Here is a 22,577-nt window from a genome sequence, read left to right on the forward strand (position 1 = left end):
AAAGTTTGTTAGTAGAGCGACATTGGCACAATTACTTTTGTAGAAATTGATATTTTCGAGAGAGAAAGCTAGAGAAGATTTACTTTATGTACTTTTCAAAAGTTAGATACTATTATTTTTTGTTGTTTATAAAAAGAATGAAAGAAAAATGAATAGGAAAGTAAGGAGAACTTGAGTATAAGCTATACTTTTATTTTTCTCTGTGATAGAATACTTTCGACTTAGACTATTTGAATGGGTGAGAGGATGGAACTGATAGAAAAAGCACCAGCTAAGATTAATTTAGGGCTGGATGTATTATATAAACGCCCCGATGGTTACCATGAATTGGAAATGGTGATGTCGAGTATAGATTTGGCAGATCACTTATTCTTTGAAGAGCTACCTGAAGATAAAATCATTGTAGAGACGAATAAGGCTTTTTTACCAGTAGATCAACGAAACAATGTTTATCAAGCTGCATCATTAATAAAAAATAAGTATCAAATCAAAAAAGGAATCAAAATTTTTGTTAAAAAAAATATCCCAGTGGCAGCGGGACTAGGCGGGGGAAGTACAGATTGTGCTGCTGCACTAAGAGGGATTAACCAATTATGGAATCTTGATTGTTCTCTAGAGGAATTAGCAGAAATTGGATTAGCGGTTGGCACAGATGTTCCTTATTGTGTTTATGGAAATACAGCATTTGTTGGAGGAAAGGGAGAAAATGTTCAAGTCATACCTTCCATGCCACCATGTTGGGTAATCTTAGTAAAACCTAAAATGAGTGTATCTACCAAAACTATTTTTAAAGAAGTAGATATGCAACAAATCAACCATCAAAAAATTCATGGTTTGGTCGAAGCGATCCAACAACAAGACTATCAATCAATGATTGCTCATATGGGGAATAGTTTAGAAGACGTTACTGGTAAACGTCATCCAATTATCCATCAAATTAAAGAACGCATGTTAAAATATGGCGCAGATGCGGCACTAATGAGTGGCAGTGGACCAACAGTCTTTGCTTTATGCCGACACTATTCAAGAGCACAAAGAGTTTTCAACGGACTAAAAGGATTCTGCGATGAAGTATACTTAGTCCGTACGTTATAAAAGGTTGTAAACACCGTGGATAGGTTGTGACAGAGCCGCTTAGCTCTGAGTATTAAGGAAACGCCAGAGAAAATGGCTCTTTCATTTTTTCTGGTTTTGACTTAATACCGAAGAGTTGGCTATGGAACATCGTGGATAAGGTCATGAAAGTAGCGTTTAGCTCCGAGCAAATAAGCAAATAAATTTTAAAATAGCTTTCCATATTTTGAAAAATACTCGCTTATTGTTGAGGAGGTGCTACTTGAATGCCGTGGATTGGTTGTGAGAAGGCTGGTCTACATCAAGCAATAAGAACAAACAGGGAAAATGGCTTTTCATATTGTTTAATTTAATTAGAGAGAGGAGAAAGACCTATTTCTTCTCTCTCTTTTTGCCGAAGAACCATCAAGTATATTACTATATAAACATGAATAGATTGTCATTCATTTTACGTTTTATATTGAAATTATTCGTATAAATCAGAAATTGAAGGATTTCTATTGACTCTCTTTTTTTATTCTGATAAATTAAGTTCCGTTGATAAATCGTAATTTTACGATTTGAATGAAAGGAGAATATTATGAAAAAATATCTTTTTGGTGCTGCATTAGCTGTAGGAATGTTTCTATTGACGGCTTGTGGAAATACTTCGCAAGAAACTTCAAAAAATGATGAGTTAACGATTGTTGCTACTTTTTATCCGATGTATGAATTTACAAAAGAAGTAGTTGGGGATGAAGGAAATGTAAAACTATTGGTACCTGCTGGAACTGAGCCACATGACTTCGAACCAAGTGCGAAACAACAAGCAGAAATTGCTGATGCCGATGTTTTTGTTTATAATAGTCCAGATATGGAATTTTTTGTAGATTCACTCAAAGACTCTGTTGACACGAAAAAAACACTAATGATCGAAGCAGCAAAAGGTATTGATCGCTTAAAATCAGAAGAGGAAGAGCACGAACATGAAGAAGAGGATTCAGACCATCATTCTCATGAATATGATCCACATGTATGGTTAGACCCTGTTCTAGCTATTAAAGAAGTTCAAACGATTGCTTCTGAACTCGGTGAAAAATACCCAGAGAAGAAAGAAACCTTTGATAAAAACGCCGAGGCATATACGAAAAAATTAGAGGCATTGAATCAAAAATATATTGATGAATTAAAAGATGCAAAAAATCGAACATTTGTGACACAACATGCCGCATTTGCTTACTTAGCGAATCAGTATGATTTGAATCAACAAGCCATTGCAGGCGTGACACCAGACCAAGAACCGACCCCAAGCCGTTTAGCGGAATTAAAAGATTTTGTTAATAAAAATAACGTTCAAGTGATCTATTTTGAAGAAAATGCTTCTTCTAAAGTGGCTGAAACGTTATCGAAAGAAACAGGTGTAAAATTAGAAGTATTAAATCCATTAGAAAGTTTAACCAACGATCAAATGAAAGCTGGAGAAAATTATATTACGGTGATGGAAAAGAATTTAGAAGCATTAAAAGAAAGTATTAAATAAGAACGGAGGTATGGCGCGTGCGTTATATCGAAATAGCCAATTTAACTTTTTATTATGACGATGAACCTGTATTAGAAGATGTATCTTATCATGTCGATGCAGGGGAATTTGTTATTTTAACTGGAGAAAACGGTGCAGCAAAATCAACATTGATCAAAGCTTCTTTAGGCTTGTTAAAACCTTCAAAAGGAACAATAACCATTGCAAAAAAAAATCAAGACGGACAGAGATTAAGCATCGGTTATATCCCACAACAAGTTGCTTCTTTTAATGCAGGTTTTCCTAGTACAGTATTAGAGTTAGTTCGATCGGGTCGGTATCCAAGGGGGCGTTGGTTCAAGCGCCTTTCGGAAAAAGACCATCAGCATGTAAAACGTGCTTTAGAATCAGTAGGTATGTGGGAAATGCGACACCGTCGAATTGGCGAATTGTCTGGTGGACAAAAACAGCGAATTAGCCTAGCTCGTATTTTTGCGACTGATCCAGATTTATTTATATTAGATGAGCCGACAACAGGAATGGATGAAGAATCTCGCAATGAATTCTATCGCTTGCTCCGACATAGTGCTCATAAACATGGGAAAGCAATTTTGATGATTACTCATGACCATGAAGACATTAAACAATATGCAGATCGACAAATTCGTTTGGTCAGGAAGGAGGATTCTCCATGGCGTTGCTTTCATATGAATTCATGAGACGGGCATTTTTAGCCGCTGTCTTCATTGCTGGAATTGCGCCGATGTTAGGTGTCTTTTTGGTGATTCGCAGGCAATCTTTGATGGCAGATACACTTTCTCATGTTTCTTTAGCAGGGGTTGCTTTAGGCTTCTTTTTGAATATCAATCCTACGATGACGACTATGCTCATTGTGGCACTAGCAGCCGTGATTTTAGAATATTTACGCACCATTTATCGAACCTATTCAGAAATTTCAATTGCTATTTTAATGGCAGGTGGACTTGCACTTGCGCTAGTCTTGATGAATCTAAGTGGCGGAAATTCAGCTACAAGTATCCAGTCATATCTATTTGGTTCAATCGTGACAATTACTTGGGATCAAGTAATTTTTTTAGGTATTTTATTTATCGTTATTGGTATTTTGTTTTTCTTATTCAAGCGACCGATGTATGTTTTAACTTTTGATGAAGATACGGCACATGTGGATGGGCTCCCAGTCCATCGTATGTCAATGCTCTTTAACGTGATTACTGGCGTGGCCATTGCCGTAATGATTCCGATTGCAGGTGCCTTGTTGATCTCAGCAATCATGGTCCTTCCAGCAGCTATTGGCATGCGTTTAGGAAAAAGCTTCAATGTAGTAATTGCTATTAGTATTGGTGTAGGCTTTATTGGAATGCTGTCAGGTTTAACCAGTTCCTTTTATTTAGATACTCCACCAGGGGCCACAATTACTTTAGTCTTTATTGCTTTATTTTTATTGGTTAATCTGATTAAACGACTAACCGTATCGTTCAAAAGAAAAAATAGATAAAATAGTAAAAAGAAAAAGCAATGAAAACGAAAAATTTTCGTTGCTTTTTCTTTTTTTAAAATAAATACCGAACTATTTTCTTATTTTTTTACAAAATGCTCGAATTTTTAAGTGAAAACTTATATAATGTAAAACGATATAATTTCTTAAAAGGAGCTGAAATATGTGAAAGTACGTCGCAGTGAACGACTTGTTGATATGACTCAATATTTATTAGACCATCCTCATGAATTAATATCATTAACAAGTTTTGCCGAACGTTATGAATCTGCTAAATCTTCCATTAGTGAGGACTTAGCCATTATAAAAAAAACATTTAAGGAAAGAGGTTGCGGAACATTAGAAACCATTCCAGGAGCTGCTGGAGGCGTTTTGTTTATACCGGAAATTTCTTACGAAGAAGCAAAAAAATATATTGAGTCGTTAGCGGAGCGATTATCTGAACAAGATCGTTTACTACCTGGAGGATATGTTTATTTATCTGATTTGCTTGGGGAACCGGAATTGTTGCGACAAGTGGGAAAAATTATTGCTTCTAAATATTTAGGTGAGAAGATTGATGCAGTCATGACGGTAGCAACGAAAGGCGTTCCGATTGCTCAAGCAGTATCTTATTATCTAAATGTGCCATTTGTTATTGTTCGTCGCGATTCTAAAATTACAGAAGGTTCAACCGTTAGCGTCAATTACGTTTCAGGTTCTTCTGAACGTATTGAAAAAATGGAATTGTCAAAAAGAAGTCTTAAACGTGGTTCACGTGTTTTAGTTGTCGACGATTTTATGAAAGGCGGCGGCACAGTGAATGGAATGAAGAGCTTAATCGAAGAATTTGAATCAGAGCTAGTAGGGATTACTGTGTTTGCAGAATCAAAATTCAATGGACACCGGGCGATTGATGATTATACCTCTTTACTTTATGTAAAAGATGTGGATACAAAGACAAAAAATATTACAGTTGTACCAGGAAATTATTTTAATGATAAATGATTAGATAGTGTTCAGCACAGAAGTATTAAGCTGAAGTATACAAGTAGGTACTTTTCAATAGCGACACTTGTTTCAAAGTACTAACTAGAAAATAACTGTGGCGAGTAACCACAGACACAATAAGCCAGATTTCACGAAAATTTCTTTTTCAAATTTTTGAGAATTCTGGCTTATTTTTCGAACAGGATACTTCTTTTTTTACTGTTTCTTCTGGTTTAGAAGATGAGCAAAAAGTAAACTTTATTTTTTCAGACACTTTTTTTGGTACTTTCTTAAGTTCAGATAGAAAAATGGTCTAGTTCATGAGTATAGGTGTCTTGGTTGAAAAAATAAGAAGAGTAGGCTAAACTTAAAACCATCAAATATCAAATATATTTAGGAGTGACTCAGTTGAACGGACGTTATGCAATTATTTTGGCAGCGGGAAAAGGTACGCGTATGAAGTCAAAATTATATAAAGTTTTACATCCAGTTTCAGGAAAGCCAATGGTTGAACATATTATCAATCGTGTAAGTGAAACAAATCCAGATCAAATTATTACGATCGTAGGACATGGCGCAGAACAAGTAAAGGCGCAGTTAGGAGAACGTAGCGAATATGCTTTGCAAGCTGAGCAATTGGGAACTGGTCATGCGGTTTTACAAGCCGCTTCTTTTTTAGAAGGCAAAGAAGGAACAACGCTTGTGATTAGTGGAGACACTCCTTTACTAACGACTGAAACATTAAATAATCTGTTTGAATATCATCAAGGAAAAAATGCTAGTGCTACGATTTTAACGGCACAAGCCGAAGATCCAACCGGCTATGGTCGAATTATTCGTGATCACGTTGGAATCGTTGAAAAAATCGTCGAGCAAAAAGATACGTCACCAGAAGAAGCTTTAGTACAAGAGATCAATACAGGAACTTATTGTTTTGATAATAAAGCACTTTTTGAAGCTTTAAATAAAATTGGTACAGACAATGCACAAGGGGAATATTACTTAACAGATATCATTGAAATTCTCAAAGAGGCTGGAAACACGGTAGCTGCTTATCAAACAGAAGACTTTGACGAATCGATGGGTGTTAACGATCGCATAGCTTTAGCAAAAGCTAATGAGCTCATGAGACATCGTATCAACAAGATGCATATGGTCAATGGGGTAAGTTTTGTTGATCCAGCAACGACGTATATTGATGATGGTGTCGTGATTGGTGCAGACACAGTAATTGAACCAGGAGTACAACTACAAGGAAACACAGTAATTGGCTCAGATTGTGTCATTGGTGCACATTCACGTATCGTTGATAGTGTCATTGAAGAACATGTGGTTATTGAAAATTCTGTAATAGAAAATAGTCATGTGAAAAGCCATGCTGATGTAGGACCATTTGCTCATCTACGTCCAAATGCTGAAATCGGTGAAGGAGTGCATATTGGGAATTTTGTTGAAGTAAAAAATGCCGAAATTGGTAAAAATACTAAAGTTGGGCATTTAACGTATGTTGGTGATGCGACTTTAGGTGAAGAGATCAATGTAGGTTGTGGTGTTGTGTTCGTCAATTATGATGGAAAAAGCAAACATCGAACAACCATTGGTGACCATAGCTTTATTGGCTCAAATGCCAATATCATTGCTCCAGTTGAAGTGGCTAAGCATACTTCTATTGCTGCGGGATCGACAATTACTGACGATATTCCTGAATATGCAATGGCTATTGCACGTGCTAGACAAGTAAATAAAGAAGAATACGCTAAAAAACTCCCTTATCTAAACTAAGACTTTTACAAAAAGCCTTGATTTATTTAGAAAATATGACTAGTATTTAATTGGTAGAATTCTAGAGTTGTGAAAAAGAAAGTGGAGGTCCCCATGTCAAAACATTACTTTGACCCAAGATTAAAAATTTTTGCGTTAAATTCAAACCGTCCGTTAGCAGAAAAAATTGCTGCAGCTGTGGGTGTCGAATTGGGTAAATCATCGGTTACTCAATTTAGTGATGGAGAAATCCAAGTCAATATTGAAGAAAGTATTCGTGGTTCACATGTGTATGTTATTCAATCAACGAGTAGCCCTGTCAATGATAATTTAATGGAATTGTTGATCATGATTGATGCTTTAAAACGCGCCAGTGCAAAAACAATCAATGTGGTTATGCCTTACTACGGTTATGCGCGTCAAGATCGTAAAGCTCGCGCAAGAGAGCCGATCACTGCAAAATTAGTTGCGAATATGATCCAAAAAGCGGGAGCAACCAGAATGTTGACACTTGATCTGCATGCTGTCCAAATTCAAGGGTTCTTTGATATTCCTGTGGATCACTTGATGGGTGCACCATTAATTGCAAATTACTTCTTAGAAAAAGGGATTAAAGGGGACGACGTGGTTGTTGTTTCACCTGACCATGGTGGTGTAACACGTGCACGTAAATTAGCTGAGTTTTTAAAAGCGCCGATTGCGATCATTGACAAACGACGTCCAAAAGCGAATGTAGCAGAAGTAATGAATATCATAGGGCAAGTAGAAGGAAAAACCTGCGTCTTGATTGATGATATGATTGATACAGCTGGGACGATCACGCTAGCTGCAAATGCATTGAAAGAAGCAGGAGCAGTAAGTGTCTATGCTTCATGTACACATCCAGTATTATCAGGTCCAGCTTTACAACGTATTGAAGATTCTGCAATTGAACGTTTAGTTGTAACAGATTCTATCTATCTTCCAGATGATCGTAAAATTGATAAAATTGATGAAGTAAGTGTCGGTGGTTTGATGGGAGATGCCATCAAACGTATCCACGAAAATAAACCAGTTAGCCCTTTATTTGAAACAAAAAAATAAAAGGAAATAAAAATTAAATACTATCACAAAGGGGAGCCTGATTTAGGCTGAGATTGAATTTTTTCTAAACCCTTCGTACCTGTATCGGTTATGCGAGCGTAGGAATTGTGACGATCAATAGTGGCTAATTGATTAGCCTCTATTTTTAGAAGTAATTGGAACAACTTTACTTCCTCCTTTGTGATTTTAAATTAAAGGAGGAAGTTTTTTTATGGAAAAAAAATATAAGGTATGGATCGAAGGAACAATTGTAGCAGCATTAGCATTGGTGTTATCATTCATTCCTCTTCAAATAGGTAGTAGCTTTTCTATTTCACTTGGTCAAATTCCATTGACGTTATTTGCACTTAGAAGAGGTTGGAAAGCAGGGATATTCGCAGGATTTATATGGGGGATTCTACATTTTCCTACTGGGCAAGTTTATTACCTTAGTGTGATCCAAGTATTGATTGAATACCCGATCGCTTTTACGTTTGCTGGTTTTGCTGGATTATTTTCTAGTAGATTACAACAGAGCTTAAAAAATGGAAATAAGAAAGGCGTAACAGCAAATATTGTATGGGGGACTTTTGTTGGCGTAGGGGCAAGGTACTTTTGGCATTTTGTGGCAGGTGTTGTTTTTTGGGGGAGCTATGCTTTATGGGGAATGAATCCTTGGCTATTTTCTTTAGTCATGAATGGTGCAAGTGGACTGGCTACAGGAATCGTAACCTTAATCGTTTTACTTGGTATTAAACGTACGATTCCATCATTATTCACAGGAAAGAAATAAAGAAAGCTCCCTAAGTTAGACCATAAATGTAGTGCACTCCATAACTTGGATATTTGTCCAAGTTATGGAGTGCACTACATTTGGAGGTTCCAACATTTTTGGTTAAACTATTGGACCTCACTTCAAAAAGTTTGGTTTGTTCTTTATTATCCTAAGGGGTTGTAATTGACGTCAGCAGCTTCACCTAAGAGTTCCCAAGTTCTCTCAGCAGAATGATAAACTAACGTACCAATTGCTTCTTCTTCCAGATATCTTGTTCCCTTTAGCTTCCAAATATAATCTTCGATGACATAGATAGGAATGTGGTAGTCGTTATCAATCAAACCACCTTGTTCAAAAGAAAAAATAATTCCTTCTTGCATTAAGTTACGCATATTTTTCAGTAATTCCACACTGATTTTTTCGACAGGAATGTCTCGTTTAAAAAATGATTTTTTTTCGTTAACTTTTTTTGACAAAATTGCACTTAGTTTATTAGCAAAGATGCGATAAAATTCATCTAAATAACGATAATAGATACGTTCTAGTTGGTCATTAAGGTCAAAATAAACAAAATTATTTTGTAATTTATAGAAAAATGGCGAATGAAGATGAGTTTTCATGTGACCAAAATAAAGCAATTCAGAAATTTCCAAAGGCGTTAATTCTTTTAGCATTGTTAAATCATTAAAGTCAATCCATTTTAAATCACCAACTTGACTTTTATTGCGTGCAGAAGAAAAAAAGCGTTGGATGTTTTCTGTCCCACGAATGACTTTTAAACCGGTGTGTGATTCATAATCTCCAGCACTTGCTGAAGGATCTAGTAACAACAAATTTTGTGGGAAATGCACGATGCTGTTAGAAAAATCACTAATAGTCAGTCCCTTGGTCACAACTGCATTACTTGTAGTATCAATATGTACATAAACTGACTCAGCCATCATGCTCCTCCTTTTGTTTTTATCACTTTCATTTTACAACATTTATTACAAAAAAGCTTGTTTCTTTTATTTTAAAATTCCATTACAAAAACACGGCTTTACTGAGAAATAGATGAATAGTTAATCTTTGTGTTTAAGGGGCATTGCTCGCTCCCATCCTATTAGCTAAACCAGATGATAAATTCGTTTTAGTTCCCAATAAAACATAGTATACTTTAAATGAAAGCTTAGTTCTATTACATTTGGGTAAGTACTTGTTATAATAAAAAGGAGAAAGCAATGTATATTCAACAGGTATACGGCTCAGAAAAAGCTATACATCACCGTGCCCTTCGAGAGTCTAAACAAATTTTACCGTTTTACTCGTCTCATCAAAAAAGCCGGGGAGAATTTTGGCAATCGGTGAAGAAAAATGAAGCTTGGCAAATCGTGAACAAAAAACGAACGATGTATATTGTAGCTGAACGTACAAAAGAACAATTGGTTATCAAAAATCTACTAGTAAAGGGCAAGTTGCCCAGTTGGACTTCATTTTTTAAGGACATAGAGTGGTGTGCTCGTTTTTTCTTTAAAAAAATTTGTTTTCTTCAATTTAGTGATTCGCTACATATGCAGTGGATCTCTCTTTTGTCTCGTTATGGATATATGCAAGACAACACTTTAAGGATCCAACATGGGTGGCAAAAAAAAGTGGCATATCATATGGCGTTAGTTTTAGGTGGTGGTGGCGCACATGGCGCTTATCAAATTGGTGTTTGGAAAGCATTAAAAGAAAAAAGTATTTGTTTTGACATACTCACTGGAACCTCAGTTGGGGCTTTAAATGGGGCATTGATTTTACAAGACGATTTGCCTCAAGCTATTTCTTTATGGCAAACATTATCAACAAACCAAGTATTACAGCTTTCAGAAGTTGACTTATCAGAAGACCTTAGAAAACGATTTATCCAAGAAACACGTTTAATGACAAGATCAGCCATTACTGAAGGTGGCGCATCAATTGCACCTTTAGAAAAATTACTCAAAAGAAAGTTGGATCCCCATAAAGTTCTAAAGGTGAAACATCCGCGCTTATTTACAATTTCAACACGGCTTCCAGATTTTACGGAAATTGTTACGCCCATTCAACAACTACCAGCAGATGAAATAGCTGATTGGATTCTTGCTTCTGCTTCTTTTTATCCAGCCATGGCCTATCGACAAATTAAAGGGACAAAGTACATTGACGGTGGTTATCGTAACAACTTGCCTGTGGATGTAGCGATTCAAGAAGGAGCAACCGAGTGTTTCGTCGTAGATGTGTACGGCCCGGGAATAAATAAGCGAATGACTTTACCAGAAGAAGTTGTTCAGTGGTCTTGCCAATCTGCTTGGTCGCTAGGTAGTTTTTTGATTTTTGATTGTCAGCGGAATCAATTTAACATTCAATTAGGATATTTAGAAGCCAAAAAAAGCTTAGGTGACTACGAGGGGCATTGGTATACATTTTATTCCACGAAGGATGCGACAATTTATTGGCGAAAATTCTTGAAGTATCTATTAAACGAACTTCGTTTAGATTTATCTTTTATTTATGATCTGAAATTTTTGCAATCCTTGCGTAATATATATAAAGACAGGGTGGTAATTGAAACATGTGGGGTGGCAATGCTAGAATTATTAGCAAAACGAAAGTTGGTTTTACCGAATAAAGTCTATCATGTCCATGAAATGATTGAAAAAATCTGTAAAAGTAAAATGTGGATAGAAACGAATGAAAGCATCCGAGAAATTGGGCAATTAAATAATGACGAATGGCGAAGACTACAAAAATATCGAAAAAAACAAAAAAATGACCAGAAAAAATTTATAGAAATTGTTTCTTTAATCAAACAAAGTAAACAAGAAAAATTACAAGCACAAATTCGCACGCAGCCGTTTGAGTCGTTATTAAACCTATATTTATATTATCTAAAGGAGGAACAAATATGGCACAAGAATTTTCATATGAAATCATAGAAGAGATTGCTGTTTTATCCGAAAACAACAAAGGTTGGAAAAAAGAATTAAATTTAGTTAGTTGGAACGGACGTCCACCTAAATTTGATCTGCGTGATTGGGCGCCTGACCATGAAAAAATGGGCAAAGGATTGACGCTTACGAATGAAGAATTTGAAGCGTTACAAAAAGCAATCGAAAATATGTAACAGAAAGGACCCTGTTGAATGAAAAGTATGACTGGTTTTGGCAAAGCCACCCGCGAAACGCAGGAATACCAATTGGAAGTTGAGATTAAAAGCGTCAATCAACGCTTTTTAGATGTACAGATACGTAGCCCCAAAGTATTAAATTTTCTTGAAAATGAAATCCGCCAGTTCATCAAACAACATTTAAGTCGTGGTCGAATAGAGGTTTTTATCAATCTCACGCAGATAGGAAAAAATCATAAGCAACTTTTTATTGATTGGCCGTTGATTGATAAATTGGTTTGCGAACTAACCGAAGGAATCGCACAATGTTACGGAAAAGACACACAATTAGATATTGGCCGACTGTATGAATTATTAACGACGAATGAATCTTTTGTTATCATTGAAGAAAAAGTAGACAATGATACGAACGAATTGGCTGAACTCGTCCTTTATACAGTTCATGAGGCACTTGCAGAAATTGAAAACAGTCGTCAAAAAGAAGGGACTGCATTAGCTTCTATTCTCAAGAAAAAAAGCAATGAATTGAAAGAAGTGTTGGCACAATTACAACAGTTTGTTGATTTGTATGAACAAGAATATCAAGAGAAATATCGAAAGAAATTAGAAGATTTTCTAGGAACTTCCGTTGATCAACAAAGGCTCCTAACAGAATTAGCTATCTTATTAGAACGAGGAGATATTCATGAAGAACTAGACCGCTTAGTCATTCATACTCAACAACTTGATGAACTGCTCTTAGCGAAACAGCCAGTGGGTAGAGAACTTGACTTTTTGATTCAAGAAATGAATCGAGAAATCAACACGATTGGTTCCAAGTCAAGTGCAATTGAAATTAAAAATCAAGTCATCCAATTAAAAACAATTTTAGAAAAAATTCGCGAACAAATCCAAAATATTGAATAGCAAGGAGTCGAAAAAAATGAAATATTATGATATTACTTTTCATGAACTAAGCGGTAAAACGGTCATCAAAAGAAACATCCCGTCAGAAAAAGAAGGGTTTGAAGCGTGGCAAGATGCTTGTGTGATGATTAATGATAAAGAGATCCAACTTTTAGTAAATGATGGAACGTATGTTGTGATGAATCGCCAGTTTATCGTAAGAATTGATGCACAAGAAGTAACAGATCCTGCCGAAAAAGCACAATCTCGAAAAGACGAAATTATGGGTGTAGTAAATACCTTATCAAACATGGGGTTTTAGCAAAAAGATACAAAAAATAAATTTAAATAAAGTAACGGTAAAGAGAGCGGCAAAATTTTTTTGCTGCTTTCTTTTTGTATATGATACTAATTATAATAATTGTCAAAAAATAGTTGAGAAAAGAGATGAGAAATAAAATAAACAACAAAGGATTCTCAAGCAAGTAGGCATTTTTTTTGCTATAATGAAAGATGCCCTTGAAAGTTGTCGAAAAAAAGTGCAAAATAAACGTTAGTATAAAAAGACTAGTTGAAAGGACGTCGTCATGTCAGAGCGTGGATTATTAATCGTGTTGTCTGGACCATCAGGTGTAGGAAAAGGCACAGTGCGAAAAGCAATTTTTGAGAGTGAGGATAATGATTTCCAATATTCGATTTCAATGACTACACGTAAGATGCGTGAAGGAGAAGTTGAAGGAGTCGATTACTACTTTAGAAGCAAAGAAGAATTTGAAGCAATGATCGAAGCGGGCGAAATGCTAGAATATGCAGAATATGTGGGGAATTATTATGGAACGCCATTGTCTTATGTCAATAAAACGTTGGACGAAGGAAAAGATGTGTTTTTAGAAATCGAAGTCCAAGGTGCCCAACAAGTAAAAGAAAAAGTACCAGATGGCGTCTTTATCTTTCTAACTCCCCCCGATTTAGCAGAGTTAAAATCACGAATTGTCGGACGTGGGACAGATGCAGATGAAGTAATCGAAAAACGAATGAGTGTTGCAAAAGAAGAAATTGAAATGATGGCTCTTTACGACTATGCTGTAGTAAATGACGAAGTGCCACTAGCAGTAGAACGGATTAAAAATATTATTGCGAGTGAACACTTTCGTGTGGACCGTGTAATCGGCAAATATATAAAAATGTTAAAGGAGATGTAGTCTTATGATGTTAAAACCTTCAATCGACTCATTATTAGATCGAGTAAATTCAAAGTATTCTCTAGTTATTTTAGCAAGCAAACGAGCGCATGAATTAGATGCTAAGGCACAACCAACATTGGATTCATTTGAATCAGTAAAAAGTGTGGGGCAAGCACTAGAAGAAATTGAAGCAGGAAATGTGATCAACGATCCACATCCTGAATTAAAACGGGAACGCTTAAGAATGGAAGAGGAAGAACGTAAAGCAAAAAAAGACCGTGAACAACAAGAATTAGAGTTACGTATCCGTGAAGAACAAAATCAATAAACATTTGTCAGATTCTTTGGATAAGCCGAAATTTCCGAAATTTGTATCCGCAAATTTTTGTGAAATTTCGGCTTATTTTTCGAAAAGTTTCTGGATTTATGCCTATCGGAAATAAAGAGATTTTTCTACGTGACTTTTGTGCCGTTAATTTTTTGTTAGAATTCATCAGAGAATAAGACAAACAAAGAAATCTCTAGTAAAATAAGCAAAAATGACTTTGTCTATTTATTTAGAAAAAATAAAGGAGGAAGGAAGCCATGTCAGTAATTGCTGATGTAATCGTAGATGTACCCACTATGCAAACCGATCAACCTTTCACTTATCTGGTTCCTTCTGAATTGGAAACAGCGATACAAATTGGAATGCGAGTTGAAGTTCCTTTTGGTAATGGTAACCGTCATGTCCAAGGCTTTATCATAAATTTACGAGAAACAGATAGAAATACCTTGAACGAATTAAAATCAATTATTCAACTATTGGATTTAGCGCCTGTTGTTAATCAAGAATTACTTCGCCTAGCTGATTATATGAAACAAATCACTTATGCGTTTAAGATTACTTGTCTACAAACAATGCTCCCAAGTGTCATGAAAGCTGCATATGACAAGCAAATTTATCCATTGACCGATACTGTAGCAATAACCAATCTTTTTAAAGGTCGAAAAGAAATTTCTTGGAAAGAAGCACAAGAAGAAGGCGTTTTATCTCAATTGATTCGTTGGCGACAAGAAAAGTTAGTAGATATCAGATACGAAGTCCGCACGAAAAATAAAGTTAAAACAATAAGATTAGTTCAAAAGAATTTAAATAAAGTCCAAATTGAGGAAGAATGGAATAAATTAAGGCAAAATGCAAAAAAACAAAAAGAATTACTTTTATGTTTAGCTGAGCAAAAAAAAGCTGAACCAGTTTCTTACTACAAAGAAAGAGGAATCAGTTTAGCCACTTTAAATCAAGGAAAAGAAAAAGGATGGCTGTCCTTTGTAGAGGTAGAACGGTATCGTGATCCTTATGAAAATCGAATTTTTGAACAAACTAAGGCATTCAAATTAAACGAAGAACAAGAATATGCAGTGACGCGGATCATTAAAGCTGGACAAGAAAAAGCGAGTCAAACTTTTTTATTAGAAGGAATTACAGGAAGCGGAAAAACAGAAGTTTATCTTCAAGCAATTGCTGAAGTATTATCTCAAAATAAAACAGCGATTATGCTAGTTCCAGAAATTGCTTTAACACCGCAAATGGTTGAACGTTTTAAAGGTCGATTTGGAGAAGCTGTTGCTGTTTTACATAGCGGGCTTTCTCAAGGAGAAAAATACGATGAGTGGCGTAAAATCGAAAGAGAGGAAGCACAAGTTGTTGTTGGTGCGCGTTCTGCGATTTTCGCACCGTTGACGAATATAGGGTTAATCATCATTGATGAAGAGCATGAATCAAGTTACAAGCAAGATGAAACCCCACGTTACCACGCAAGAGACTTAGCTATTTGGAGAGGGCAATATCATCATTGTCCAGTAGTATTAGGAAGTGCCACGCCATCACTTGAATCACGAGCCCGGGCACAAAAAGGCGTTTATGAGTTATTGCGTTTGAATCAACGAGCAAAGTTTTCTGCGCAACTTCCGGCAATTGAAATCGTAGATATGCGGCAGGAATTGCAACAACAAAATACTTCTACTTTTTCAAAACAATTGCAAGAAAAAATACAAGATCGTTTAATAAAAAAAGAACAAACGGTATTGCTACTAAACCGTCGTGGTTATTCTTCTTTTGTGATGTGTCGAGATTGTGGCTTTGTCCTACCTTGTCCAAACTGTGATATTTCTTTGACTCTTCATATGGATACGCGTTCCATGCGTTGTCATTATTGTGGGCATGAAGAAGCAATTCCTTATCGTTGTCCAAATTGTGGAGGCAATAAAATCCGTTATTATGGTACGGGGACACAAAAAGTAGAAGAAGAATTAAAAGACTTTTATCCAGAAGCTCGTATTTTACGTATGGATGTTGATACAACAAGAAAAAAAGGCGCTCATGAACGTATCTTACAACAATTTGGGAAAAAAAAGGCAGATATCTTATTGGGAACTCAAATGATCGCAAAAGGATTGGATTTTCCAGATGTTACTTTGGTCGGTGTTCTTAATGCTGATACTTCGCTTAATCTTCCCGATTTTCGATCCAGTGAACATACGTTTCAATTGCTCACGCAGGTCTCTGGTCGTGCTGGACGTGCCGAAAAAGCAGGAGAAGTGATTATTCAAACATTTAATCCACAACATTATGCGATTGAATTGGCTAAAGAACAAAATTATGAACGTTTTTATCAACAAGAAATGGCTGTTCGTCATCGTAGTGGCTATCCTCCTTATTATTTTACCGTAAAGATCACAACGAGCCATCAAGAAGAGCAAGTTGCAGCAAAGAAAATCTTTGAAATTTCCCAGCAGTTAAAAGAAGTGCTGGGAGCGCAAAGTCTATTGTTAGGGCCAACACCTAGTACAGTGAACCGTATTAAAAATCGCTACCATTATCAACTGATTATTAAGTATAAACAAGAACCTGATTTAGCCCATATCTTAAAAAATATTTTAGATCAAAGCCAAAAAGATCAGCGACAAGGATTATTTGTGGCCATCGATAATGAACCTTTAAACTTTATTTAAGAAAGGAAATAATATGCGTTATCCTATATTGATCCACCCCAATGATAAATTAAAATGTGTTTCTCAACCCATAGACATCATCACTGATGAGACCATTGACTTACTAGACAATCTCTATGAAACCATGGTGGCCAATGATGGCATCGGTATTGCTGCACCACAAGTAGGAAAAAACAAACGAATAGCCATCGTTGAAGTTGATGAAGGGGAAAAATTTGAACTAATCAATCCAGAAATTATTGATGCAAAAGGTGAAGACATTGATGTAGAAGGATGTTTAAGTATTCCTCATGTATATGGAACAGTCAAGCGATTTGACGAAGTGACAGTTCGCTATTATGATCGTGAAGGAGAAGAAATAGAAGTGACAGCTTTTGGTTACTTGGCTCGAGCATTTCAGCATGAAATTGACCACTTAAATGGCGTATTATTTGTTGAAAAAATGATTGAGCAAATTCCAGAAGCCGATTTAGAAAATTATATGGAGGAACATCTGAATGACTAAATTAGTATTTATGGGAACACCTGCTTTTTCGGTGCCGATCCTTGAGGGCTTATTAGAAGAAGGTTACGAAGTGGTAGCGGTTGTTACTCAACCTGATCGACCGGTCGGACGGAAAAAAGTTATTACCCCTTCGCCAGTAAAAGAAGCCGCAGTCAAGCACGAATTACTGGTGTTGCAGCCTGAAAAAATAGCTGGTTCAGAAGAAATGGAAAAAATCATTGCTTTACAACCAGACGTGATTGTTACAGCAGCCTTTGGACAATTTTTACCAGAAAAATTATTACAAGTACCAACGCATGGCGCCGTGAATGTCCATGCGTCCTTGCTACCAAAATATCGAGGTGGTGCACCTGTTCATTATGCAATTATTAATGGGGAAAAAGAAACCGGTGTGACAATCATGGAAATGATCAAAAAAATGGATGCTGGTGGAATTTATGCCCAAGAGAGCATACCGATTACCAAACAAGACGATGTAGGTAGTATGTTTGAGAAATTAAGTATTTTAGGTAAACAGTTATTATTAAAAACATTACCTGGTATTTTAAATGGCAACCTTATGCCATATCCGCAAGATGAATCAAAAGTCACTTTTTCACCAAATATTACACGTGAACAAGAAGCAATTGATTGGAAGAAAACAGCTGAAGAAGTTGATCATCAAGTACGTGGGATGCGTCCATGGCCAATTGCATTTACCACATATGAAAAAACACGTTGGAAACTCTTGGCTGTTGAAGTGTTGGATGAAAAAACAACGGCTGAACCAGGAACCATTATTAAGAAAGATAAGAAAAATCTTTGGGTTGCTTGTGGCAATCAAACAGTACTAGCTATCAAAGAATTACAACCAGCAGGCAAAAGCAAGCAAGTCATTAGCGAATTTTTAAATGGTAGTGGCCAGCAAGTAACGATTGGTCAGCAGGTGAAATAATGGCAAAAATACCAAAAAAAATGAAAAAATCAGTACGTTATATGGCGCTTGTCACACTTGAAAGAGTGAACAAAGGTGGAGCTTATTCAAATTTATTATTAAATGAAATGATCAAACAAGGTAATTTAAATCAAAAAGATGTCGGTTTATTTACTGAATTAGTCTATGGAACCATTAGTCGTCAACTTTTGCTTGAATTTTATATTGCTCCGTTGATTACTCATGCAAAAAAAGTGGATGACTGGGTGAAAACATTGCTTTGTTTATCGGTTTATCAATTAGAATTTTTAGATAAAGTACCTGCTCATGCGATTTTAAATGAGGCTGTTGAAATTGCTAAAATCAAAGGAAATCCAGGGACTGGGAAATTTGTTAATGGTGTTTTAAGAAACTATCAACGTCAGGAAAAGCCAGACGTAGAAAAAATCAGTGAGCCTGTTGAACGTTTAGCCATAAAGATTAGTTTACCGATATGGTTAACCAAACGTTTAATTAAACAAATCGGCTATGAAGAAACGGAAAAGCTAGGTCTTTCTCTCTATCAACCGAGTCGGGTGAGTGGACGTGTAGATACTAGAAAATGTTCGAGAGAGCAAGCGATCATGACTTTGCAATCAGAAGAAATTTCTGCCAAAGAAAGCCAGCTGAGTCCGTATGGAGTTGTTGCTGAAAAAGGACGTTTAGCTTCAAGTTCCTTATTCCATGATGGGATAATGACTATTCAAGATGAAAGTTCTATGCTCGTAGCACCAACGATGCAAATTGAGCCAGAGCATCATGTATTAGATGCTTGTGCCGCGCCTGGTGGTAAAACAACCCATATCGCAACATTTTTGGATCCTACATGTGGTGGAGAAGTGACGGCATTAGATGTTCACGAACATAAAGTAAAGTTAATTGAAGAAAATGCTGAGCGTTTAGGTGTTTTTTCTGCTGTATACGCGCAAAAAATGGATGCAAGAGAAGTAAAAGATCAATTTGCCACTGCAACATTTGATCGTATTTTAGTAGATGCACCTTGTTCAGGATTGGGACTACTTAGAAGAAAACCTGATATTCGTTACAAAAAAAATGCCAAAGATTTAGCTAATTTACCAGCGATTCAGTTAGCGATTTTGGAAAGCTGTGCAAGTGTGTTAAAATCTTCTGGAATATTGACTTATAGTACTTGTACGATTCTTAAAGAAGAAAACCAAGAAGTGATTGAAACATTTTTGAAACGACATTCTGATTTTGAGAGGATTGATGTTTTAGTTGATCCTGTGCTACAATCATCAATCGAAGATAAGATGTTGACTTTATACCCACATCAATTCGATACAGATGGGTTTTTCATTTGTTGTTTGCGTAAAAAGTAATGAGGTGAAAGAATGCAGATTGAATATCAATCCGATGTAGGAAAACGACGTAATACAAATCAAGATTATGCAAGCGTCTTTACTAATCAAGCTGGAATCAAATTAGCCGTGTTAGCTGATGGAATGGGCGGGCATCGTGCCGGCGATATTGCTAGCCAAATGGCTGTTACAAATTTAGGAACTGCTTGGGAAAGTTTGAGTATAAGCGATGATGAAAAAGTAGCTCAATGGTTCATTCAAACCATTCAGGAAGAAAACACGCGTATTTATCAGCGCGGACAAGAACAACCTGAATATAATGGAATGGGAACGACAATTGTTGCTGCTGCTTTGTCAAAAGATCAGTTCACTATTGCTCATGTAGGGGATAGTCGTGCTTATCTTATTCGCGAAGACAGAATCATTCAGTTAACGGAAGATCATTCTTTAGTGAATGAACTTGTGAAATCGGGAGAGATTAGTGAAGAAATGGCTGTTAATCACCCACGAAAAAATATTTTAACTCGTTCAGTCGGTATGCCTGGAACAGTAGAAGTGGATGTCTCTACTTATTTTTGGCAACTGAAAGATCGCTTGTTATTGTGTTCTGATGGTTTGACTAACATGTTGTCTGAAGAGATGATTGGTACGATCGTCAACCAAGATGGAGATTTGCTAGACAAAGTAACGGAATTGATTAAACGCGCCAATGAAGCCGGTGGCGCAGATAATATCACCGTTCTTCTGATTGAATATAAGGAGGACGTCGCATGATCGAGCCTGGCAAAAAATTGAATGGACGTTACCAGATTACTGGGAATATCGGAAGTGGAGGCATGGCAAACGTTTTTCTAGCTCATGACCTTATTTTAGATCGTGACGTAGCAATAAAAGTATTGCGATTTGATTTTCAAAACGATCAAACAGCGATCCGACGTTTTCAACGAGAAGCATTGGCTGCGACAGAACTGGTTCATCCCAACATCGTTAGTGTTTACGACGTAGGAGAAGAAGATGACATGCAATATCTAGTGATGGAGTATGTCAAGGGAATGGATCTAAAAAGATATATTCAAACGCATTATCCCATTCCTTATGAAACAGCTGTCAATATTATGCAGCAAATCTTATCGGCGATTTCTTTAGCACATAATCATCAAATCATCCATCGTGATTTGAAACCGCAAAATGTTTTGATTGATAATGAAGGTGTTGTCAAAATTACCGATTTTGGGATTGCCATTGCTTTATCTGAAACATCAATCACTCAAACGAATACGATGTTAGGTTCTGTCCATTACTTGTCTCCAGAACAAGCCAGAGGAAGTATGGCTACTAAACAGTCAGATATCTATGCACTGGGGATTATCCTTTATGAAATGCTGACAGGCAGTGTCCCGTTTGATGGAGAATCAGCTGTCACTATTGCATTAAAACATTTTCAAGATGAGCTACCTTCAATTAAAGAATTAGATCCAACAACACCACAAGCTTTAGAAAATGTGGTGTTGAAAGCGACAGCAAAAGAACCCGCTGATCGATATAAAACAGCTGAAGAAATGTCAGAAGATTTAGCAACGGCTTTATCTCCTGCAAGAGCCCAAGAAGCCAGATGGCAACCGCATGCCATGATCAATGAAACCAAAGTGCTCTCGCCTGTGGATGAAGATATGCCTATGCCAGAATCGTTTAAGTCTATGCCATTGCCACAAGAAAAAGAAGAAAAATCAGAGTTAGCTGAAGAAACTGTTCCAGATCCAAAAACAAAAAAACATAAAAAATGGTGGATCATTTTATTAGTTATTTTAGCATTATTAGGGGTCGGGACAGCTGTCTTATTTGCTTCTGGTGGACGTGGTGAAGTAGTGGTTCCTGATGTCTCTGGATTATCAGAAGCCTCAGCAAGAGATACATTAACACAAGCTAAATTAGAAGTAGCGACAAAAACAGAAGAAATTCCTGACGACAAGATTGAAGAAGGCGATGTAGTTAAAACAGATCCTGCAGCAGGAACAACAGTCAAACAAAAACGTGAAATCACACTTTATGTGAGTACAGGCAAGAAAAAAATCAAACTAGATGATTACAGTGGCATGAGTTACGATGAGGTAAACAATCAACTGAAAAAACTTGGCTTTTCATCTGATCGTATCAAAAAGGAAGAAGAATTTAGTGATGAAGTCGAAAACGGTCGAATCATTTCTCAATCAGATGATGAGGGAACGAAAGTTGACCCAACGACAGATACCATCACATTTGTTGTAAGTAAAGGATCTCAACCAACTATGAGTGATTATACTGGGCAAAATTATGAAACAGTTATGAGTGATTATACTGGGCAAAATTATGAAACAGTCCGTGGCATATTAAGCTCAAACGGCTATAAGAATATCAGCTCAACTTATGACTATAGTGATACGGTTCCAGTAGGTTCTATCATTAGTCAATTACCTAGTTATGGTGAGCCATTGACAGAATCTAGTTATATAAGTTTTGTTGTTAGCCAAGGACCAAAGGCCAAAACGCTAAATGATATTTCAGGTTATACGAAGAGTGATGCCCAAAGCTATTTGTCAGATATTGGCGCAGAATATATCGGACATGAAACCTATGAATACTCTGACACTGTTGAAAAAGACAAAGTGATTCGTACAGTACCTGGGGTGGGAGCTTCTGTCACACCAGGAACGGTTGTTAATGTTATTTACTCAAAAGGACCTGAACCAGAAAAAGAATCCTCTAGTACTCAAAAAGAGACAACAAGTAGCAGTAAAGACAGTACAAGTAGTAGCACGTCAAAAGAGGAAGAAAGCACTACTAGTTCTACAGAAAAATAAATGTGAAAAAAGAAGGGACATTCATTCATGATTGTCTCTTCTTTTTAATCTCTGTCAAAAAGGAGCTCATAAACTTGTGGGCAAAACGTTCCTCATCATTTTCTAAATATCGTCAC

The 22,577-nt window shown here is 36.4% G+C and carries 21 protein-coding genes and 1 riboswitch; of the genes, 20 read left to right on the forward strand and 1 reads right to left on the reverse strand.

Annotation, left to right across the window (positions count from 1 at the left end; genetic code table 11):
- The first annotated feature begins 246 nt into the window (after positions 1 to 246).
- The 8 genes from ispE (at position 247) to thiT (ending at position 8,673) form a co-directional block, all read left to right on the forward strand.
- Complete coding sequence (gene ispE, locus EVI01_RS04120) at positions 247 to 1,095, forward strand: 4-(cytidine 5'-diphospho)-2-C-methyl-D-erythritol kinase (RefSeq protein ID WP_035007921.1); 849 nt, start codon at positions 247 to 249, stop codon at positions 1,093 to 1,095.
- Between the two features lie 559 nt (positions 1,096 to 1,654).
- On the forward strand, positions 1,655 to 2,593 hold the full coding sequence (locus EVI01_RS04125; protein WP_010750146.1) for a metal ABC transporter substrate-binding protein: 939 nt from the start codon (positions 1,655 to 1,657) through the stop codon (positions 2,591 to 2,593).
- A 17-nt stretch (positions 2,594 to 2,610) separates the two neighbouring features.
- The gene (locus EVI01_RS04130) at positions 2,611 to 3,291 is read left to right on the forward strand and encodes a metal ABC transporter ATP-binding protein (RefSeq protein WP_010750147.1); all 681 of its coding nucleotides are present in this window, start codon (positions 2,611 to 2,613) and stop codon (positions 3,289 to 3,291) included.
- Positions 3,264 to 4,088, forward strand: a complete 825-nt coding sequence (locus EVI01_RS04135) for a metal ABC transporter permease (RefSeq protein WP_010750148.1) — start codon at positions 3,264 to 3,266, stop codon at positions 4,086 to 4,088. The genes EVI01_RS04130 and EVI01_RS04135 overlap by 28 nt, the downstream gene beginning before the upstream one ends.
- 165 nt (positions 4,089 to 4,253) lie before the next feature.
- Positions 4,254 to 5,075 carry a pur operon repressor gene (purR, locus tag EVI01_RS04140; protein WP_010750149.1) on the forward strand — a complete coding sequence of 274 codons (822 nt, stop codon included), beginning with the start codon at positions 4,254 to 4,256 and terminating at the stop codon, positions 5,073 to 5,075.
- Positions 5,076 to 5,465: 390 nt separating this feature from the next.
- Positions 5,466 to 6,839, forward strand: coding sequence for a bifunctional UDP-N-acetylglucosamine diphosphorylase/glucosamine-1-phosphate N-acetyltransferase GlmU (gene glmU / locus EVI01_RS04145; RefSeq protein WP_010750150.1), 1,374 nt, complete (start codon positions 5,466 to 5,468; stop codon positions 6,837 to 6,839).
- A gap of 93 nt (positions 6,840 to 6,932) precedes the next feature.
- Complete coding sequence (locus EVI01_RS04150) at positions 6,933 to 7,901, forward strand: ribose-phosphate diphosphokinase (RefSeq protein WP_010750151.1); 969 nt, start codon at positions 6,933 to 6,935, stop codon at positions 7,899 to 7,901.
- A 19-nt stretch (positions 7,902 to 7,920) separates the two neighbouring features.
- Positions 7,921 to 8,023: riboswitch (TPP riboswitch) on the forward strand.
- Between the two features lie 89 nt (positions 8,024 to 8,112).
- Positions 8,113 to 8,673 (forward strand): energy-coupled thiamine transporter ThiT, encoded by a 561-nt coding sequence (gene thiT / locus EVI01_RS04155; RefSeq protein ID WP_010750152.1) that lies wholly within the window; start codon positions 8,113 to 8,115, stop codon positions 8,671 to 8,673.
- A 146-nt stretch (positions 8,674 to 8,819) separates the two neighbouring features.
- On the opposite strand, the gene EVI01_RS04160 is transcribed toward thiT, so the two are convergent.
- Positions 8,820 to 9,596 (reverse strand): hypothetical protein, encoded by a 777-nt coding sequence (locus tag EVI01_RS04160; RefSeq protein ID WP_010750153.1) that lies wholly within the window; start codon positions 9,594 to 9,596, stop codon positions 8,820 to 8,822.
- Positions 9,597 to 9,875: 279 nt separating this feature from the next.
- Here EVI01_RS04160 and EVI01_RS04165 point away from each other — a divergent pair, with 279 nt between their 5' ends.
- The 12 genes from EVI01_RS04165 to pknB all read left to right on the forward strand — a co-directional run bounded on the left by EVI01_RS04165 (position 9,876) and on the right by pknB (position 22,461).
- Positions 9,876 to 11,594, forward strand: coding sequence for a patatin-like phospholipase family protein (locus EVI01_RS04165; protein WP_010750154.1), 1,719 nt, complete (start codon positions 9,876 to 9,878; stop codon positions 11,592 to 11,594).
- Positions 11,564 to 11,782 carry a YdbC family protein gene (locus EVI01_RS04170; RefSeq protein ID WP_010750155.1) on the forward strand — a complete coding sequence of 73 codons (219 nt, stop codon included), beginning with the start codon at positions 11,564 to 11,566 and terminating at the stop codon, positions 11,780 to 11,782. The genes EVI01_RS04165 and EVI01_RS04170 overlap by 31 nt, the downstream gene beginning before the upstream one ends.
- 18 nt (positions 11,783 to 11,800) lie before the next feature.
- Entirely contained in the window at positions 11,801 to 12,691 is an 891-nt protein-coding gene (locus EVI01_RS04175) for a YicC/YloC family endoribonuclease (protein WP_010750156.1), read from the forward strand.
- Between the two features lie 16 nt (positions 12,692 to 12,707).
- Positions 12,708 to 12,992 carry a hypothetical protein gene (locus EVI01_RS04180; RefSeq protein ID WP_010750157.1) on the forward strand — a complete coding sequence of 95 codons (285 nt, stop codon included), beginning with the start codon at positions 12,708 to 12,710 and terminating at the stop codon, positions 12,990 to 12,992.
- Positions 12,993 to 13,257: 265 nt separating this feature from the next.
- Positions 13,258 to 13,872, forward strand: a complete 615-nt coding sequence (gene gmk / locus EVI01_RS04185) for a guanylate kinase (RefSeq protein WP_010750158.1) — start codon at positions 13,258 to 13,260, stop codon at positions 13,870 to 13,872.
- Positions 13,873 to 13,876: 4 nt separating this feature from the next.
- Entirely contained in the window at positions 13,877 to 14,182 is a 306-nt protein-coding gene (gene rpoZ / locus EVI01_RS04190) for a DNA-directed RNA polymerase subunit omega (RefSeq protein ID WP_010750159.1), read from the forward strand.
- Positions 14,183 to 14,439: 257 nt separating this feature from the next.
- A complete protein-coding gene (gene priA, locus EVI01_RS04195; RefSeq protein ID WP_010750160.1) occupies positions 14,440 to 16,848 on the forward strand; it encodes a primosomal protein N' in 2,409 nt (802 codons plus the stop codon).
- A 13-nt stretch (positions 16,849 to 16,861) separates the two neighbouring features.
- Positions 16,862 to 17,353 carry a peptide deformylase gene (def, locus tag EVI01_RS04200; RefSeq protein ID WP_010750161.1) on the forward strand — a complete coding sequence of 164 codons (492 nt, stop codon included), beginning with the start codon at positions 16,862 to 16,864 and terminating at the stop codon, positions 17,351 to 17,353.
- Positions 17,346 to 18,287: a methionyl-tRNA formyltransferase gene (fmt, locus tag EVI01_RS04205; RefSeq protein WP_010750162.1), complete on the forward strand. Its 942-nt coding sequence runs from the start codon at positions 17,346 to 17,348 to the stop codon at positions 18,285 to 18,287. The genes def and fmt overlap by 8 nt, the downstream gene beginning before the upstream one ends.
- Positions 18,287 to 19,645, forward strand: a complete 1,359-nt coding sequence (gene rsmB / locus EVI01_RS04210) for a 16S rRNA (cytosine(967)-C(5))-methyltransferase RsmB (RefSeq protein ID WP_010750163.1) — start codon at positions 18,287 to 18,289, stop codon at positions 19,643 to 19,645. Before fmt ends, rsmB begins: the two co-directional genes overlap by 1 nt.
- A 12-nt stretch (positions 19,646 to 19,657) precedes the next feature.
- A complete protein-coding gene (locus EVI01_RS04215) occupies positions 19,658 to 20,398 on the forward strand; it encodes a Stp1/IreP family PP2C-type Ser/Thr phosphatase (RefSeq protein WP_010750164.1) in 741 nt (246 codons plus the stop codon).
- A complete protein-coding gene (gene pknB / locus EVI01_RS04220; protein WP_010750165.1) occupies positions 20,395 to 22,461 on the forward strand; it encodes a Stk1 family PASTA domain-containing Ser/Thr kinase in 2,067 nt (688 codons plus the stop codon). The genes EVI01_RS04215 and pknB overlap by 4 nt, the downstream gene beginning before the upstream one ends.
- Positions 22,462 to 22,577: the final 116 nt, after the last annotated feature.

It is taken from the genome of Enterococcus villorum (assembly GCF_007990225.1).
Taxonomy (GTDB): domain Bacteria; phylum Bacillota; class Bacilli; order Lactobacillales; family Enterococcaceae; genus Enterococcus_B; species Enterococcus_B villorum.

What these genes read in the sequence shown, in the direction of transcription:
- ispE (WP_035007921.1), top strand. Translation starts at nt 247, where the DNA reads ATGGAACTGATAGAAAAAGCACCAGCTAAGATTAATTTAGGGCTGGAT.
- EVI01_RS04125 (WP_010750146.1), top strand. Translation starts at nt 1,655, where the DNA reads ATGAAAAAATATCTTTTTGGTGCTGCATTAGCTGTAGGAATGTTTCTA.
- EVI01_RS04135 (WP_010750148.1), top strand. Translation starts at nt 3,264, where the DNA reads ATGGCGTTGCTTTCATATGAATTCATGAGACGGGCATTTTTAGCCGCT.
- EVI01_RS04150 (WP_010750151.1), top strand. Translation starts at nt 6,933, where the DNA reads ATGTCAAAACATTACTTTGACCCAAGATTAAAAATTTTTGCGTTAAAT.
- thiT (WP_010750152.1), top strand. Translation starts at nt 8,113, where the DNA reads ATGGAAAAAAAATATAAGGTATGGATCGAAGGAACAATTGTAGCAGCA.
- EVI01_RS04160 (WP_010750153.1), bottom strand. Translation starts at nt 9,596, where the DNA reads ATGGCTGAGTCAGTTTATGTACATATTGATACTACAAGTAATGCAGTT.
- EVI01_RS04165 (WP_010750154.1), top strand. Translation starts at nt 9,876, where the DNA reads ATGTATATTCAACAGGTATACGGCTCAGAAAAAGCTATACATCACCGT.
- EVI01_RS04170 (WP_010750155.1), top strand. Translation starts at nt 11,564, where the DNA reads ATGGCACAAGAATTTTCATATGAAATCATAGAAGAGATTGCTGTTTTA.
- EVI01_RS04175 (WP_010750156.1), top strand. Translation starts at nt 11,801, where the DNA reads ATGAAAAGTATGACTGGTTTTGGCAAAGCCACCCGCGAAACGCAGGAA.
- EVI01_RS04180 (WP_010750157.1), top strand. Translation starts at nt 12,708, where the DNA reads ATGAAATATTATGATATTACTTTTCATGAACTAAGCGGTAAAACGGTC.
- gmk (WP_010750158.1), top strand. Translation starts at nt 13,258, where the DNA reads ATGTCAGAGCGTGGATTATTAATCGTGTTGTCTGGACCATCAGGTGTA.
- rpoZ (WP_010750159.1), top strand. Translation starts at nt 13,877, where the DNA reads ATGATGTTAAAACCTTCAATCGACTCATTATTAGATCGAGTAAATTCA.
- priA (WP_010750160.1), top strand. Translation starts at nt 14,440, where the DNA reads ATGTCAGTAATTGCTGATGTAATCGTAGATGTACCCACTATGCAAACC.
- def (WP_010750161.1), top strand. Translation starts at nt 16,862, where the DNA reads ATGCGTTATCCTATATTGATCCACCCCAATGATAAATTAAAATGTGTT.
- fmt (WP_010750162.1), top strand. Translation starts at nt 17,346, where the DNA reads ATGACTAAATTAGTATTTATGGGAACACCTGCTTTTTCGGTGCCGATC.
- rsmB (WP_010750163.1), top strand. Translation starts at nt 18,287, where the DNA reads ATGGCAAAAATACCAAAAAAAATGAAAAAATCAGTACGTTATATGGCG.
- EVI01_RS04215 (WP_010750164.1), top strand. Translation starts at nt 19,658, where the DNA reads ATGCAGATTGAATATCAATCCGATGTAGGAAAACGACGTAATACAAAT.
- pknB (WP_010750165.1), top strand. Translation starts at nt 20,395, where the DNA reads ATGATCGAGCCTGGCAAAAAATTGAATGGACGTTACCAGATTACTGGG.